The 14,940-nt window shown below is 71.4% G+C and carries 17 protein-coding genes; 13 read left to right on the top strand and 4 right to left on the bottom strand.

Annotation, left to right across the window (positions count from 1 at the left end; genetic code table 11):
• The first annotated feature begins 10 nt into the window (after window positions 1-10).
• Both DEJ28_RS08040 and DEJ28_RS08035 read left to right on the top strand, forming a co-directional pair.
• Window positions 11-1,036: a Gfo/Idh/MocA family protein gene (locus tag DEJ28_RS08040; protein ID WP_111116151.1), complete on the top strand. Its 1,026-nt coding sequence runs from the start codon at window positions 11-13 to the stop codon at window positions 1,034-1,036.
• A gap of 161 nt (window positions 1,037-1,197) precedes the next feature.
• Window positions 1,198-2,424, top strand: a complete 1,227-nt coding sequence (locus DEJ28_RS08035) for a cobalamin-independent methionine synthase II family protein (protein WP_111116153.1) — start codon at window positions 1,198-1,200, stop codon at window positions 2,422-2,424.
• 6 nt (window positions 2,425-2,430) lie between these two features.
• Here DEJ28_RS08035 and DEJ28_RS08030 read toward each other — a convergent pair whose 3' ends face one another.
• Window positions 2,431-3,390, bottom strand: coding sequence for an SDR family NAD(P)-dependent oxidoreductase (locus DEJ28_RS08030; protein ID WP_111116155.1), 960 nt, complete (start codon window positions 3,388-3,390; stop codon window positions 2,431-2,433).
• 95 nt (window positions 3,391-3,485) lie between these two features.
• Between DEJ28_RS08030 and DEJ28_RS08025 the strand changes: the two genes are divergently transcribed.
• Both DEJ28_RS08025 and DEJ28_RS08020 read left to right on the top strand, forming a co-directional pair.
• Window positions 3,486-3,749, top strand: coding sequence for a hypothetical protein (locus DEJ28_RS08025; RefSeq protein WP_111116157.1), 264 nt, complete (start codon window positions 3,486-3,488; stop codon window positions 3,747-3,749).
• A gap of 117 nt (window positions 3,750-3,866) precedes the next feature.
• The gene (locus DEJ28_RS08020; RefSeq protein ID WP_111116159.1) at window positions 3,867-5,177 is read left to right on the top strand and encodes a PP2C family protein-serine/threonine phosphatase; all 1,311 of its coding nucleotides are present in this window, start codon (window positions 3,867-3,869) and stop codon (window positions 5,175-5,177) included.
• Window positions 5,178-5,226: 49 nt separating this feature from the next.
• Here DEJ28_RS08020 and DEJ28_RS08015 read toward each other — a convergent pair whose 3' ends face one another.
• Entirely contained in the window at window positions 5,227-5,445 is a 219-nt protein-coding gene (locus DEJ28_RS08015) for a hypothetical protein (RefSeq protein ID WP_146248872.1), read from the bottom strand.
• A 22-nt stretch (window positions 5,446-5,467) separates the two neighbouring features.
• Window positions 5,468-5,803: a DUF3140 domain-containing protein gene (locus DEJ28_RS08010; RefSeq protein ID WP_181433759.1), complete on the bottom strand. Its 336-nt coding sequence runs from the start codon at window positions 5,801-5,803 to the stop codon at window positions 5,468-5,470.
• Window positions 5,804-5,944: 141 nt separating this feature from the next.
• On the opposite strand from DEJ28_RS08010, the gene DEJ28_RS08005 reads away from it, so the two are divergent.
• Both DEJ28_RS08005 and DEJ28_RS08000 read left to right on the top strand, forming a co-directional pair.
• Entirely contained in the window at window positions 5,945-6,079 is a 135-nt protein-coding gene (locus DEJ28_RS08005; protein WP_258368112.1) for a hypothetical protein, read from the top strand.
• Window positions 6,080-6,183: 104 nt separating this feature from the next.
• On the top strand, window positions 6,184-7,131 hold the full coding sequence (locus DEJ28_RS08000) for a methyltransferase family protein (protein WP_111116167.1): 948 nt from the start codon (window positions 6,184-6,186) through the stop codon (window positions 7,129-7,131).
• Here the strand turns inward: DEJ28_RS08000 and DEJ28_RS07995 are convergent.
• Window positions 7,112-7,588, bottom strand: coding sequence for a VOC family protein (locus DEJ28_RS07995; RefSeq protein WP_111116315.1), 477 nt, complete (start codon window positions 7,586-7,588; stop codon window positions 7,112-7,114). The two genes, DEJ28_RS08000 and DEJ28_RS07995, sit on opposite strands and share 20 nt — an antisense overlap.
• Window positions 7,589-7,705: 117 nt before the next feature.
• Here DEJ28_RS07995 and DEJ28_RS07990 point away from each other — a divergent pair, with 117 nt between their 5' ends.
• The 7 genes from DEJ28_RS07990 to DEJ28_RS07960 all read left to right on the top strand — a co-directional run bounded on the left by DEJ28_RS07990 (window position 7,706) and on the right by DEJ28_RS07960 (window position 14,853).
• Window positions 7,706-8,386 (top strand): hypothetical protein, encoded by a 681-nt coding sequence (locus DEJ28_RS07990; protein WP_111116169.1) that lies wholly within the window; start codon window positions 7,706-7,708, stop codon window positions 8,384-8,386.
• A gap of 79 nt (window positions 8,387-8,465) precedes the next feature.
• On the top strand, window positions 8,466-9,122 hold the full coding sequence (locus DEJ28_RS07985; RefSeq protein ID WP_111116171.1) for a hypothetical protein: 657 nt from the start codon (window positions 8,466-8,468) through the stop codon (window positions 9,120-9,122).
• Window positions 9,122-9,877 (top strand): hypothetical protein, encoded by a 756-nt coding sequence (locus tag DEJ28_RS07980; RefSeq protein ID WP_146248873.1) that lies wholly within the window; start codon window positions 9,122-9,124, stop codon window positions 9,875-9,877. The genes DEJ28_RS07985 and DEJ28_RS07980 overlap by 1 nt, the downstream gene beginning before the upstream one ends.
• Before the next feature lie 10 nt (window positions 9,878-9,887).
• Window positions 9,888-10,364 (top strand): VOC family protein, encoded by a 477-nt coding sequence (locus DEJ28_RS07975; protein ID WP_111116173.1) that lies wholly within the window; start codon window positions 9,888-9,890, stop codon window positions 10,362-10,364.
• 26 nt (window positions 10,365-10,390) lie between these two features.
• Entirely contained in the window at window positions 10,391-10,951 is a 561-nt protein-coding gene (locus DEJ28_RS07970) for a hypothetical protein (RefSeq protein ID WP_111116175.1), read from the top strand.
• A 545-nt stretch (window positions 10,952-11,496) separates the two neighbouring features.
• A complete protein-coding gene (locus DEJ28_RS07965; RefSeq protein WP_111116177.1) occupies window positions 11,497-13,947 on the top strand; it encodes an excinuclease ABC subunit UvrA in 2,451 nt (816 codons plus the stop codon).
• A 144-nt stretch (window positions 13,948-14,091) separates the two neighbouring features.
• Window positions 14,092-14,853: an SDR family NAD(P)-dependent oxidoreductase gene (locus DEJ28_RS07960; RefSeq protein WP_111116179.1), complete on the top strand. Its 762-nt coding sequence runs from the start codon at window positions 14,092-14,094 to the stop codon at window positions 14,851-14,853.
• Window positions 14,854-14,940 lie beyond the last annotated feature (87 nt).

The following is a 14,940-nucleotide window of genomic DNA, read 5'->3' as shown; positions in this document are numbered from 1 at the left end:
AGTACGCACCATGCCCACTGACACCATCCGCGTCGGCCTCATCGGCGGCGGCGGGATCGCGACCGTCCACATCGCCGGCTACGCGCAGCACGCCGACCTCATCCGCATCAGCGCCGTGGCCGACGCCGTCCCGGCGACCGCCGAGGCCCGCGGCGCCGAGCTCGGCGTGCCGTCATTCACGGACTACCGCGAGCTGCTCGAGCGCGACGACGTCGACGCCGTCGACATCTGCCTACCGCACCACCTGCACCGGGACGCGATCGTCGCGGCGGCCCGCGCCGGCAAGCACGTCCTGTGCGAGAAGCCGCTCTGCCTGAGCCCGGACGAGGCCCGCGACGTCCAGGCCGCCGTCGCCGAGGCCGGCATCACCCTGATGTGCGCCCACAACCAGCTGTTCATGCCGGCGGTCGCGAAGGCGAAGGAGCTCATCGACTCCGGAGCGCTCGGCACCGTGTACGAGGTCCGCACGACGGACAGCTTCCGGAACGAGTTCGACCCGTCGAACATGGGGTGGCGCGCACACGCGTCGCAGAGCGGCGGCGGGGAGCTCATCGACACCGGCTACCACCCGAGCTACCTCCTCATGCACCTCGCCGGCGGGGTCCCGGTGCAGGCGACGGCGATGCTGTCCACCCACCGACTGCACTTCATGGAGGGCGAGGACTCGGCGCAGGCCCTCTTCCGGTTCGACAACGGTGCCGTGGGGCAGCTCGTCACCAGCTGGGCGTACGAGCCCGCGGCCGGGACGGAGCGGTTCAGCGCGGTCGGCGAGCTCGGTGCACTGACGAGCGACGGCACGACGCTCCGGTGGGACCTCCGGGACGGCACCAGCGAGACCGTCACCTTCGCCGAGGTGGACACGTTCGCCGCCGAGATCGAGGCGTTCGGCGTGTGCCTCCGCGACGGCACGCGCCCGATCCACACCGAGCGGGAGGGCATCGCCGTGCTCGGCATGATCCTGGCGGCGTACGAGGGTGCCCGCACGGGCACCATCGCCCCGGTGCTCCGGGTCGACGAGACGGTGTCGGCGGCGTAGACGGCTGCGGCTGCGCGCCGCTGCCGCTGACCCCGAACGACATCCCCGTCGTCGTCCGACGACGGGGATGTCGTTCTGCGTCGAGGATCCCCGCCCCGTGGCAGCATGGCGATGGTGGCGGTCCGCCCCGCCTCCCGACGGCCCCGAGGAAAGGCAGCCGCATGTCCTTCGAGAACACCGACCGCGTCCAGGCCACCACGGCCGGGTCGCTCCCCCGAACCCCCGAGCTCATCGCCGCGAACGCCGCGCGCCGCGTCGCCGCGGACGGCTTCACGCTCGAGACCACCGACGAGGTCCGTGCCCGCACGAGCACGGCGGTCGACGACGTCGTCGCCCGCCAGACCGCCCTCGGCATCACACAGCCCGGCGACGGCGAGTTCGGCAAGGCGATGTCGAACTCGGTCGACTACGGCGCGTGGTGGGGCTACTCGTTCCAGCGCGTCAGCGGCCTCAGCCTGACCGACGAGGACATCTTCTCGCAGGAGCCGGTCCGCTCGAGCCCCGGCAACGTGCAGCTCACGAGCTTCCCGGACCGCCGCGACTGGACCACCTTCCGCGACGCGTACACCGACCCGGAGTCCGGCATCGGCACCGGCAAGAACGCCACCGCCTTCCCGACCACCACCGGTCCGATCGTCTACACCGGCCACGACGCCGCCGTCACCGATGCCGCCAACCTCAAGCACGCGGTCGAGGCCGCCGGCGCCGACAACGGCTTCATCACGGCGCTCTCCCCCGGTTCCGCCGCCCGCATCGCGAACGAGTACTACGCGAGCGACGAGGAGCACATCTGGGCGTGGGCCGACGCCCTCCGTGAGGAGTACCGCACCATCCTCGACGCCGGCCTCGTGCTGCAGATCGACGACCCCTCGATCGCCGAGAACTGGGACCAGATCAACCCCGAGCCGAGCATCGAGGACTACCGAGCCTTCACGCGGATCCGTGTCGAGGCCCTGAACCACGCGCTCGAGGGCCTCGACACCAGCCGCGTCCGCTTCCACCTCTGCTGGGGATCGTGGCACGGTCCGCACACCACCGACATCGAGCTCCGCCACATCGTCGACCTCATGCTCGACATCGACGCCGGCGCGTACTCGTTCGAGGCCGCGAACGCCCGCCACGAGCACGAGTGGACGGTCTGGCAGGACGTCGCGCTCCCCGACGGCAAGGTCATCGTGCCCGGCGTCGTCGGCCACGCCACGAACGTGGTCGAGCACCCCGACCTCGTCGCCCAGCGCATCGAACGGTTCGCCTCGGTCGTCGGCCGGGAGCGCGTCATCGCCGGCACGGACTGCGGCCTCGGCGGGCGCATCCACCCGCACATCGCCGCGGCGAAGCTCGAGTCGCTCGGCGAGGGCGCGCGGCGAGCGAGCGCGAAGCTCTTCTGAGCCCGCTCAGCGGCGTCGGTTCAGGACGACGGCCGCGACCGCGGCGAGGGCACCGGCCCACACCAGGGGCCGCGTGACGCGCCGTCGCTTCGCGACCCAGCCGCCGTTCGTGGCGTTCGCAGCGTCCGCCGGAGCGTAGAGGTTCCCGTCGTTCGGCGCCTGCTTCCCCCGCAGGGCGAACGTCTCCACCATCGGCTTCGTGATCTTGTGGAACAGGCCGGGGAACACGTACTGCAGCGGCACGAGGGACGCCTGGATGCGTCCGACGAACCGGTAGCGCTTCGGGTGCAGCGCGGCCTGCACGACCGCTCGACCGGCACGCTCGACCGACACCGTCGGCGGCAGCGGGTGCGAGCCCTTGCCGGTGTAGTTGGCGCCGTTCTGGTAGATCGGGGTGTCGATCGTCGACGGCAGCAGGGCGGTGAAGCGGATGCCGGTGCCGGCGAACTCGTCGCCGAGGACGTCGACCAGGCCGAGGGCGGCGTGCTTGCTCGTCACGTACGCCGACTGGTACGGCGCCGAGAGCAGGGACTGGATCGAGCCGACGAGCACGTAGGTGCCCGTCCCGCGCTGCTTCCAGTGCGGCAGCAGGTGCGTGATCGCGTTGAGGTGCCCGTACAGGTTGGTGTCGACGACGCGCTTGAACGCCTCGGTGGGGGTCTGCTCGAACAACCCGTAGACGAAGAGGGCGGCGTTCCCGACGAAGACGTCGATGCGGCCGAAGCGGCTCGTCGTGGTGGCGATGAGGTCCTTCACCTGGTGCTCGTCGGAGACGTCCGTGGGGATCGCGATCGCCTCGGCGCCGAGCTTCCGGCACTCGGCGGCGGCGGCCTCGAGGCTGTCGTGACTGCGTGCGGCCAGCACGAGCGTCGCGCCCTGTCGGGCGAACTCGTGCGCGGCGGCCCTCCCGATGCCGCTCGATGCTCCGGTGACGACGACGATCTTCCCGCGGAACCGATGTGCCATGTCCTCATCGGTACGCGCTGCGCCTCCGTCGCCGTCCAGGTCGGCGTACCCCGCAGGACCTGTCCGCGCCGGGCTCCGCGTGGGAGCATGGGTGCATGCGCAAGGACGACCTCACCGTGGACGAGGCAACGGTCATCGCCGAGCACGCCCGGGCCGGGGTGCTCGAGCTCGACGACCCCGAGGTCCGGAAGGTCGTCGAGCAGGCGAACCGCGTGCTCGTGCGGGCGCAGATGTGGGGCGAGGAGCGGAGCCCGAAGCTCCGTCGCCGCCGGCGCATCATCGCGGCCGGGGCGCTCCTCATGGTGCTCGTCTGGGTGGCGGGACTGCTCGTGCCGCTCGCCGTCCGGTTCGCCGAGTAGCGACTTCCGCGCGACGACGCGCGACGACGCGCGACGACGCGCGATCACTCGCGATCACTCGCGACGACTCGCGACCCGGAGTTGCCCTGGCACCGCTGACCCGGTTGACTCAACCTGATGACGAGCGCCGCCGGCCAGACCACGAGGACCGCGTCCTGGACGGTGAGCGTCCGGGACGACACCGGACCCATCGTGCTCGCCCGGCTCCGGACCTCGTGGGCACCGCTCGCGAAGCAGTCGGTGGTGGCCGCGCTGGTCGTCGCGGCGGCACTGTGCAGCACCCTGCTCCCCTGGCTCGTCGTCAGCGACCCCGTCGCCATGTGGACCGGTGTCGGACTGGCCGTCGCCGGACTCCTCGTCGCCGCCGTGATGGCACGGTGGCCCGCGGTGGCCCGCGCCGAGCTGCTCGTCCCCGCGGTCGACTTCCTGGCCGTCGGTCTGCTCCGGTTCGGCACCGGCGACGAGCGCTCGGTCTTCCTGGCGATCGTCGTGCTGCCGGTCATCTGGATCGCCGCGTGGCCTGGGCGACGGCACATCGTGTACCCGCTCATCGGCACGTGCGCCACCCTGCTCCTCCCGTACGTCCTCGCGCCCACCGAGCCCCGTCCGACCGAACTGATCCGGCTGGCCTTCGCGGTGACCGTGTACGCCGCGACCGCCGCCGTCACCAACGAGCTCGCGCGACAGGCCGGACTCCGTCTCGACGACGCGCAACGACGGCGCCGGGTCGCCGAAGGTGAGATCGACCGTGCCGTCCTCGTGCAGCAGTCGCTCCTCCCGACGACCACCGCCGGGCTCCCCGACGAGCTCCGCGCGCTCGGCGTGTGCATCCCGGCACGTGCCGTCGGTGGCGACTTCTACGACTGGTTCCCGACTCCCGGCGGGGCGGCCTTCACCCTCGGCGACGTGATGGGCAAGGGCGTCGGCGCCGGGATGATCGCCGCGGCCGTCCGGTCCGTCATCCGCAGCACCGTGGACGAACCGGACCCCGCCGTCGCGATCCGACGTGCCGCGGCCGGGCTGGCGACCGGGTCGTCCGACCTCACGAGCGGCCAGTTCACGACGTGCTTCCACGTCCGGGTGGACGCCGACGGGCATGCCCGGTGGGTGGACGCCGGCCACGGCCTCACCCTCCTGCGGACCGCGGACGGATCGGTCCGTTCGCTGCGCTCCGGTCACCTGCCGATCGGGGTCGGGTCGAGCTGGACGAGCGAGACCACCGACCTGGCGCCCGGCGACGTCATCGTCAGTGTGAGCGACGGGGTGCTCGACCTGTTCGGTGGCGACCTCGACTCCCTCGACCGCTTCGAGGCGTGGGTCGCGGCCCGGACCGACCCACATCAGCTCGTCGACGGCATCGCCGAACTCGCCGGGCGGGGCGAGCACCCGGACGACGTGACGGTGCTCTGCATCGCGTACCGACCCTGACGACGCAGAAGCCGGTCGAGCGAGCGAGCCGCGACCGCGCGGCGGCCGGTCAGGACCTGCCGCGGCCGGTGCGGTTGACGAGCCAGAGGTAGGTGCTGTGCCCGACGAGCGCGAGCCCGAAGAACACGGCGGCGACGGCGTAGACGCGGTCGAGCTTGCCCTGCCCGATCACGAGCATCACGATGCAGAACCCGACGGCGACGGCGAGGACGCCCACCTGCACGGTGGACCAGATCCGTCGGAAGCGCGGCATGCCCGTTTCGTTCACGGACCCATTCTGCCCGACCCGGTCAGTGCTTCTCCGGGTCGTGCCCCCAGTTCATGAGGGACCACCGCCACGGGGTGTCGTGCACGTCCCCCTTCGGCCGCTGCTTCGAGTGCCGCGCGACGTACCCGACGACCTTCCGCATGTGCGCGTAGTCGGCGTCGGTGTGATCGCCCTGCTTCTCCTCGAGGATCCGGATGATGTGCCGGCCGCTCTCGTGTCCGGTCGACTCCCCGCCGCCGGACGGCTTCTGCCCGACCTCCTTCGACTCGTCCGTGTCGAGCCAGTGCCGGAGCTCCGAGGCGGTCATGTTCACCGCGTCGGCGAAGTCGTCGCGGGTCTGCTTCTCGTCGTCGCTCATGCCCACGAGCGAACTACCGGCACCTGGACGAGGGCGCAGGGCGCGTCGGCGGGACGCTGACGTCGTGATCCGCCGCGCCGTGTGGGAATGGAACGGGCCCGCTCGGTGTCGAACTGTGCACCGAATGCGAAGGAGCACACCATGAGCCTCGACCTCCACAAGAGCGCCGGCATCGACGACGACCGCACCTGCCTGCCGGCACCGGTCCTCACGAGCCTGCACGACGACGTCACACCGTCCTTCGGACGCTGGCTGGGCCAGATCAACAGTCACTAGTCGATCTGGACGTTCCCTTCTTCACTGCCTGGAGGCGCGGTGCCAGCTGGCACCGCGCCTCCAGGCATGCAGGGGGTCGCGTCACGCACTGCTAGCGTGCACGCGTGTCCTGGGGTCGGCTCTCCTTCGCGGTGCAGGCCCTCGGCGGAGCGGCCTGGTGGGTCGCGGTGTTCACGGTCCCGGGGGTGCGGACCGCGACCCTCGGGTCGCTGGACGCCGTCCTGGTCGCCGCGTTCGACGTGCCGCTGTTCGTGCTCGCGTCCGCCCTCGCCGCCGCCGGTCTGCGGAGCGCAGCCGTGGTGACGACGGTCTGGACCGCACTCGTCATGACGGGCCTGGCCGTCTGGGCGACCGTCACGACCGAAGCCGGCGCCGGGGTCCTCGTGATGATCGGCGCGGCCGTGGGGTCGTCACTCGCGCTGGCGCTCGTGCTGCTCGGAAGGCTGCCGACCGAGTGGGTGACGTCGGGTCCGCTGCGGTTCCGGACCGCCGATCCGTCCGCGACCCGACGACGGCACGTGCGCGCCACCGTCGTGCAGATCGTCGTCTTCTGGGGGCTGCTGCTCGGCGTGGTCCCGCTCGTCATCGCGTTCGCCGAACACCGGTGGGAGCTGCACCCGCCGTGGCCCAAGGCCGTCGTGCTCGCCGCCGTCATCGTCGGGGCGGTCGTCCTCGTCACGGCGAGCGCCCTCGGGATCGCGGCCGCGGCGACCATGTCGACACAGGGCGCCGGCACACCGCTGCCGTCGGCGATGACGAACCGGCTCGTCGTCGCCGGCCCCTACCGTTCCGTGCGGAACCCGATGGCCCTCGCCGGGATCGCGCAGGGCGTGGCGGTCGGACTCCTGTTCTCGTCGTGGATGGTGGTCGTCTACGCGCTCGCCGGTTCGATCGTCTGGAACTGCGTCGTGCGCCCACTCGAGGAGGCCGACCTGGAACACCGGTTCGGCGACGACTTCCGCCGGTACGCCGCCCGGGTCCGGTGCTGGGTGCCGCGGTGGCCCGTGCCGGCGAGTGCGCCGGTGGACGCGATCAGCCCGCCGCGCCGCTGACGTCGCCGGTGACGTTGCCACTGGCGTCGCCCGTGACGTCACCACTGGTGTCACCGGTGATGTTCACCAGCCAGGTGACGCCGAGCCGGTCGGTGAGCATGCCGAAGGTGTCGCCCCACGGCGCCTTCGTCAGGGGTTCGATGATCGATGCCCCCTCGGCGAGGCCGTTCCAGTAGCGGGTGAGCGCGTCCTCGTCGTCCCCGCTCAGGGAGATCGAGATGTTGCTCACCTCGGGCGACTCCATGCCGGTGGGGGCGTCCGACACCATCAGCAGCAGCCCGTTCTCGCCCTCGAGCTGACCGTGCATGACCTTCTCGGCGTCGACGGGGTCCTGCGCCATGCCGGCCTCACCGAAGGTGCTGAGGGTGACCTCGCCGTGGAAGACCGACTGGTAGAAGCCGAGGGCTTCGCGGGCCCGGTCACGGAAACCGATGTAGGGGTTGAGGCGGACGGACATGGTGGTCTCCTCGCGGTGGTGCACGGGCGCCGTCGTCCGTGTCGCGCCCATCGTCCCAGACCCGCGCGGTGACGGGAAGTGCTCGGTGCGTCGCGGTCGGACGAGCAGGATGGATGCATGGAACCCGAGGACGCGTTCGACGAGCACCTGACGGCGGAGATGCCGTGGACGGCGGTCCTGGCCACCCTCGAACGTCTGGGCTGGACGCCGTGCGGCACCGGCGACTGGGCCTCGGCGCTGCGCTCCCCCTCGGGCACCGTCGCGGCTCGGATCAGTCCGTTCGACCCTGCCGGCCCGTACTCGGCGACGCTCTACCGCGAGGCCGCGCACACACGCCAGGTCCCGGCACTCATCGACCACCGTGTGCTGGCGGGCGGGGCGGACCTCACGGTGATGGAGTTCCTCTCCCCCGTCTCCGAGGAGGAGGGCATCGCGTTCCAACGATCGATCCGCCGACGGGATCCGTCGGTCGCCGAACTCGCGGACCACATCGCGGTGGTGCACGCGCGCGGCGCCCGGGAACAACCGTGGTGGGGACCCCTCGACGACAACCCGGCGAACGTCATGCGGGGGTCCGACGGGCGGCTCGTCGTCGCCGATCTCTTCTACGCCGACGGGCCCGCGCTCTACGCCGCGGTGAAGAGCGATCCGGACCGGATCGTCCACGACTACCCGGAGCACCTCCGCCGGCACATGACCGAGTTGCCGCTCGCCAGTTCGGGAGGCTGGTCGGAGGGCGAGGCGGCACGGATGCGTGCGGGTCTCGCGGCGGCGGACGCGAGGCGAGCCGCGGGCTGATCTCCGTGATCGACCACCGGGGGTACCACAATTGTTCACCAACGCGTATTATTGTGGTACGCGGAAGGAACGAGAACACATGAGCGAGATGAGCACCGCCGAGTACGCCGCGAAACACGGCATCTCGCAGCGTCGCGTGCAAGCCGCAGCCGTGGCCGGATCGATCCCCGCACGACGCGTCGGTGGGCGTTGGCTCGTGATCGAGTCATCCGTCTCCCGACGTCGACCCGGCCGCCCGCTCTCCCCTCGTTCCGTCCGAGCGGTCGAATGCGTCCTCTCCGGCGCTCACGACTGGGACGCGGGACTCTCACGGAGTGAACGAGCACGGGCGCAGCGTCGGCTCGCCGAGCTCCGGGCCGACCCTGTCCCGTGGAGCACGGTGGCGTACTGGACCCGTGCGGAGTACCGAGAGCCCGTCTGCTACCGGGCAGCAGATGCCGATCTCGAAGACCTCCGAGACGATGGCCGACTCGTCCCGAGCGGTGTGAGCGATCATCGGTCGGGGCTGAGCGACGCCGGGTTCCTCGAAGGGCACGTGGCGGGCACCGACCTCGACGCGCTCGAAGCAGAGTTCCTGCTGGTGCGCACTGATGACCGCCCGAACGTGCTCCTCCACGTTGATGACGCGCGATCTGGCGGCCCCGTCCCGCTCGGACGCTTGATCATCGAACTCGCGCATCACGACGGCGCGCGGGAGCGAACTGCGGTCTCCGAGCTCGTTCGTCGAGCCGGCTGATGTTCGCCGCACCCCCGCTCAGGCCGGCGCAGGCCGACGCATGGCACGCACTGTTCGATCTGCACGAGCGATTGCCGGACGGATGGGCACTCGTCGGCGGTCAGATGGTGCAATCGCTCTGCTGGGAACGAGGAGCAACACCCAACCGCCCGACGACAGACGCTGACACCGCCCTCGACGTCCGCGCCCGTCCGAGGATGCTGCTGACCTTCACCAGGGCCCTCCGCGACATGGGCTTCCTTCCGGACGGTGAGAGCTTCGAAGGACATCAGCACCGTTGGATCCGAGGCGAAGCGCAGATCGACGTCCTCATTCCACGCTTCCTCGGCGAGCGTGCAGAACGCCGACGTGGCGCGACCGGCGGAACGACCATCGCGGCTCCGGGCACGCAAGGAGCACTCCGACGAGCCGAACCCGTAACGGTCGAGGTCAACGGTCGGAGGGGAACTGTCCTCCGCCCCACCCTCAAAGGTGCTCTGCTGTCGAAAGCTGCTGCGGTCGAGATCGTCGGGGCTGATCCGACACGGCACCTGATGGACATCGCAACACTCGCTGCACTCGTCACTCGGCGTGATCGGATCGCTGACGCCATCACACCGACCGAGCGTCGGCGCGTCATGGCGGCGACGGCGATGCTGGAACGCAGTCCTTCGATCGCCCGCGCCGCACGCGTCGATGAGACGGCCGTCAAGCGACTCAGGCTGGCGATGGCTGGAGCTCCCTCGGAAGCGGGCTCCGGGGTGAGGGCTCGCTAACCTGCACCCCATGGGCATCACACTGGAGAACGTCGGCATCGCCGTCCGAGACCTCGACGCGACGATCGCGTTCTTCACGGACCTCGGACTCACCCTCGTGGGGCGCGACACGGTCAGTGGCGAGTGGGCGGACACCGCAGTCGGCCTGGACGGCAACCACGCGAAGATCGCGATGCTCCAGACTCCGGACGGGCACGGGCGCCTCGAGCTGTTCGAGTACATCCACCCCGACGCGATCGAGACGGAACCGACCCTGCCGAACGAGATCGGGATGCACCGCGTCGCGTTCTCGGTGGACGACCTCGACGACGCCCTGGCGATCGCCGAGCGACACGGCTGCCGCCCGCTCCGTGGAGTGGCGACGTACGGGGACGTCTACCGACTGACCTACCTCCGCGGCCCGAGCGGCATCCTCGTGATGCTGGCCCAGGACCTCCGGAAGTCCCGGGCCGACAGCGCGCAGGCGGAAGCGTCCGGTCCCGCCTGACACTCGCGGCTCGTGAGAGTCAGCCCGTGAACTCCGGACGTGCCGTGCTCGCCGTGTCGACCGCCCTCGCGATCGTGGCCGGAGCGGGGGTCGCGGTCGTCTCGTGGCCGTCGGTGCCGCTCCGCTTGGTGGACCTCGCCGGTGGTGCTTGCGCCGGCTACCAGCCACCGGACCGGACGAAGTCGATGAGTGTCTCGCTGCCGGTCCGGAACGACTCCGGCGAGGACGTCACCGTCCTCGGCGCTCATCCGTTCGGCACCGTCCACGCCGAGCGGGTCCGCCTGCGCGTCCTCCCCGGACACGACGAGCACCCGAACTCGTTCGGGCCGTTCTCCTCGCTGGTGGACGGGCGACCGGTGGAACCGCTCATCGGAGCAGTGCTCCCGGCCCACCGGACGTCCACCGTGATCGTCACGATCACCCGGCAGGACGACGCGGCGTTCGCCGCCATCGACGGTGTCACGATCGCGCAGCGTGGCACCTTCGGCACGGTCCGGACGACGTCGTTGCCGGCATGGCTCGGCGTCGCAGCGGCCGGGCGCATCGACGAGTGCCGGGGCGACGCACCGGAGGAGAACCGGACCTGACAGCAGGCGCACTGGTCGCGACCACCACCGGACTGGAGGCGCGTGGCGGGCCCGCACCGTGCCTCCCGTCCGATGGTGCGGACGCGACGACCGTCGACTGGCAGTCGACCGACTGTCACTTTTCATCCGTTCGGAGGATGCGACCCGTCGACGGCAGGAGCATCGTGGTCTGCGTGCGGGGAGTCCGGTCGTTCGCGGCCGCGGTCGTGGGGGCCGCGGTCGCGACGAGCCGCCCTGAACCGGAGCGGCCCACCCGCCAGCGGTCGTGGCCACTTCGGCGGTGCCGCCGTCCATCGGCGCGAACACCGTCGCGCCTGCCTGCTGCCTCCAGGACGACGTGTCGTAGTCGATCGGCGGTGCTTCGACACCGAGGTGGTCGGCGTACCAACGCGACAACGCTCCCGGGTCACGGGCGGCGAAGAAGAACCCGCCGACACCGGTGACCCGCTCCATGACGGCATGGTGCCACGACGAGGCGCCCGGCAACAGGTGCGACGGAAACGTTCGGGCGGAGGCGCTCAGCCGCCCGGCCTAGCATCGTGAGGATGCCCTCCTCCGCGCAGCACTCGCCGACCACGACCACCACCGGCACCGAGCGCGACGGCTTCATCAGCGTCCGGGGTGCACGCGAGAACAACCTGCGCGGGGTCGACGTGGACGTCCCCCGCGACCGCATCGTCGCGTTCACCGGGGTCTCCGGGTCGGGCAAGACCTCGCTCGCGTTCGGCACCGTGTTCGCCGAGGCACAGCGCCGCTTCCTCGAGTCCGTCGCGCCGTACGCCCGACGGCTCATCGCGCAGGGCTCCACCCCGCACGTCGACTCGATCACGGGTCTGCCGCCCGCGGTCGCGCTCCAGCAACGACGCGGTGCGTCCAGCACCCGCTCGACCGTCGGCACGCTGACGACCCTGTCGAACTCGATGCGCATGCTGTTCTCCCGCGCCGGCACCTACCCGGATGGAGCCGACCGGCTGGAGTCCGACTCGTTCTCCCCGAACACCGCTGCCGGGGCGTGCCCCCGCTGCCACGGACTCGGCACGGCGCACGAAGTCACCGAAGCCTCCGCGGTGCACGACGACTCGCTGAGCATCCGGGACGGCGCGATCACCGCGTGGCCGGGCGCGTGGCAGGGGAAGAACCTCCGCGACGTGACGGCGGTGCTCGGGTACGACATCGAGCGCCCGTGGCGCGAGCTCTCCCGCGAGGACCGCGACTGGCTCCTCTTCACGGAGGAACAGCCGGTCGTCGAGGTGCACCCGAAACGCGACCGCGTGGCGAAGCCGTACAAGGGGCGGTTCTGGAGCGCGCGGCAGTTCGTGCTGCACACGCTCGCCGATTCCCAGAGCGAGACCCAGCGCACGAAGGCACTCCGCTTCGTCGAGTCCGGCCCCTGCGGACTCTGCGGTGGGACCGGGTTGACCCGGGCGGCGCTCGCCGTGACGGTCGGCGGGCACTCGATCGCCGCGCTGAACGGACTCGCGCTGACGGCGCTCGCCGACGTCCTCCGCCCGATCGCGACGATGACCGACGCCGGCCCCGCGACCTCGCGCGCATCGTCGGGCGAACACACCGAGGTCGCCGTCGCGATCTCCCGCGACCTGCTCACCCGCGTCGAGGTCCTCTCCGGCCTCGGGCTCGGGTACCTCTCCCTCGACCGGGCGACCCCGACGCTCTCCCCCGGCGAGACGCAACGGCTGCGCATCGCGACGCAGCTCCGTTCCGGGCTGTTCGGCGTCGTCTACGTCCTCGACGAACCGAGCGCCGGCCTGCACCCGGCGGACGCCGAGTCGCTGATGGAGGTCCTGCAGGACCTCCGCGCCGGCGGGAACAGCGTGTTCGTCGTCGAGCACGACATGCGCATCGTGCGTCGGGCGGACTGGATCGTCGACGTCGGCCCCGGAGCAGGCGCGGGTGGTGGCACCGTCCTCTACAGCGGTCCCGTCGACGGCCTCGCCGACGTCGAGGAGTCGGTCACCCGCCGGTTCCTCGACCCCGGCACACGTCCCGTCGAGGCACGCCGGGGTCGGGTGCCGGTCGGGACGCTGGAGCTCCGCGACGTGACCCGGCACAACCTCCGCGGACTCGACGTCGACGTGCCGCTCGGTGTCCTCACCGCGGTGACCGGGGTGAGCGGGTCGGGAAAGTCCTCCCTGGTCGGCGGTGTCCTGCCCGCCGTGGCGTCCGAGCACCCGCTCGTCGACCGCGTCGTGCAGGTCGACCAGAAGCCGATCGGTCGGACGCCCCGCTCGAACCTCGCCACGTACACCGGGCTCTTCGACGCCGTCCGGGCAGCGTTCGCGGCGACCGACGAGGCGAAGGCCCGAGGCTGGACGGCGGGACGGTTCTCGTTCAACGTCGCCGGCGGTCGGTGCGAGGTCTGCCAGGGCGAGGGGTCCGTCTCGGTCGAACTCCTGTTCCTGCCGGGGAGCTGGGCCGCGTGCCCGGAGTGCCACGGGACCCGCTACACGGCGGAGACGCTCGAGGTCCGCTGGAACGGCGCGACGATCGCCGACGTCCTCGGGATGACCGTCGACCAGGCGGCACCGTTCCTCGCCGCGGTCCCGTCAGCAGCCCGCGCGCTCGAGGTCCTGCGCCAGGTCGGCCTCGGGTACCTCCGGCTCGGTCAGCCCGCACCGGAGCTCTCCGGCGGCGAAGCACAGCGCATCAAGCTCGCGACCGAGCTGCAGCGGGCACGCTCCGGCCACACGCTCTACCTGCTCGACGAGCCGACGACCGGCCTGCACCCCGCCGACGTCGAGCTCCTCACCGAACAGCTCGCGCGCCTGACCGACGCCGGCAACACCGTCGTCGTCGTCGAGCACGCGATGGACGTCGTCGCGAAGGCCGACCACGTCATCGACATGGGTCCGGGCGGCGGCGATGCCGGCGGCCAGGTCGTCGCCGCCGGCACGCCCGACGACGTGGCTGCGTCGACGGCGAGCCGGACCGCGCCGTTCCTGCGCGACGAGTTGGGCCGGACCGCGCTCCAGCGCTGAACGGCACTCGCTGAGCGACGCCCACCTGAGCGGCGACGACCCGACCGCGACCAGCTGAGCGCAGACGCGACCACCTGCAGGAGGATGGCGACGGCGACGACGCACACCGCGCCTCCCGTCCGCTCGTGACCTGAAGGAACACCCATGCACTCCACGCCCCTGACCGGATCCGTCGCCCTGGTGACCGCTGCCTCCCGCGGCATCGGGCGGGCGATCGCCCTCGACCTGGCCGACCACGGCGCCGACATCGCGCTCGGGGTGCGCGACCCGGAGGGCGCATCGGCGCTCGCCGACGAGATCCGCGCACGAGGACGCCGGGTGACCGCGGTCCGGATGGACGCGACGGACCTGGCGGGCTGCCGGCAGGCGATCGACGCCGTCGTCGAGGAGCTCGGGACCATCGGCGTCCTCGTGAACAACGCCGGCGGCGGCATCGTCGAGGACGCGATCGACGTGACGGAGGAGCACTTCGACGCGGTCTGGGCGCTCAACACGAAGTCGACGTTCTTCATCTCGCAGCACGTCGCGAAGCACATGCGCACCGCGGGCGGCGGGTCGATCGTGAACATCGCGTCGCAGGCCGGTCTCGTCGCCCTGCCGGGCGAGTCGTCGTACTGCACGAGCAAGGCAGCCGTGATCCACCTCACCAAGTGCCTCGCGGTCGAGTGGGGGCAGTACGGGATCCGGGTGAACGCCGTCGCACCGACCTTCATCGAGACGGACGGCACCGAGCCGGCGCTCTCGGACGAGGCCTTCCGCGCCGACACGGTGGAGCGGATCGCGGCCCTGCACCGCATCGGGCAGCCGCAGGAGGTCGCCGCCGCCGTGACGTTCCTGGCTGGCGAGGGCGCCTCGCTCATCACGGGGACGGCACTGCCGATCGACGGCGGGTGGACGGCGCGCTGACGCCACGCGGCCCAGTCGACGTCGAGACTCCCAGGACGCACGCGGCCGTCCCCCTGTCGGGTCGCATCGCCGAACAGCGCCGGGACG

The organism is Curtobacterium sp. MCPF17_002 (assembly GCF_003234115.2).
GTDB lineage: Bacteria > Actinomycetota > Actinomycetes > Actinomycetales > Microbacteriaceae > Curtobacterium.
Note: the sequence above shows the minus strand (reverse complement) of the source record. Positions and strands in the feature narration are given on the sequence as shown.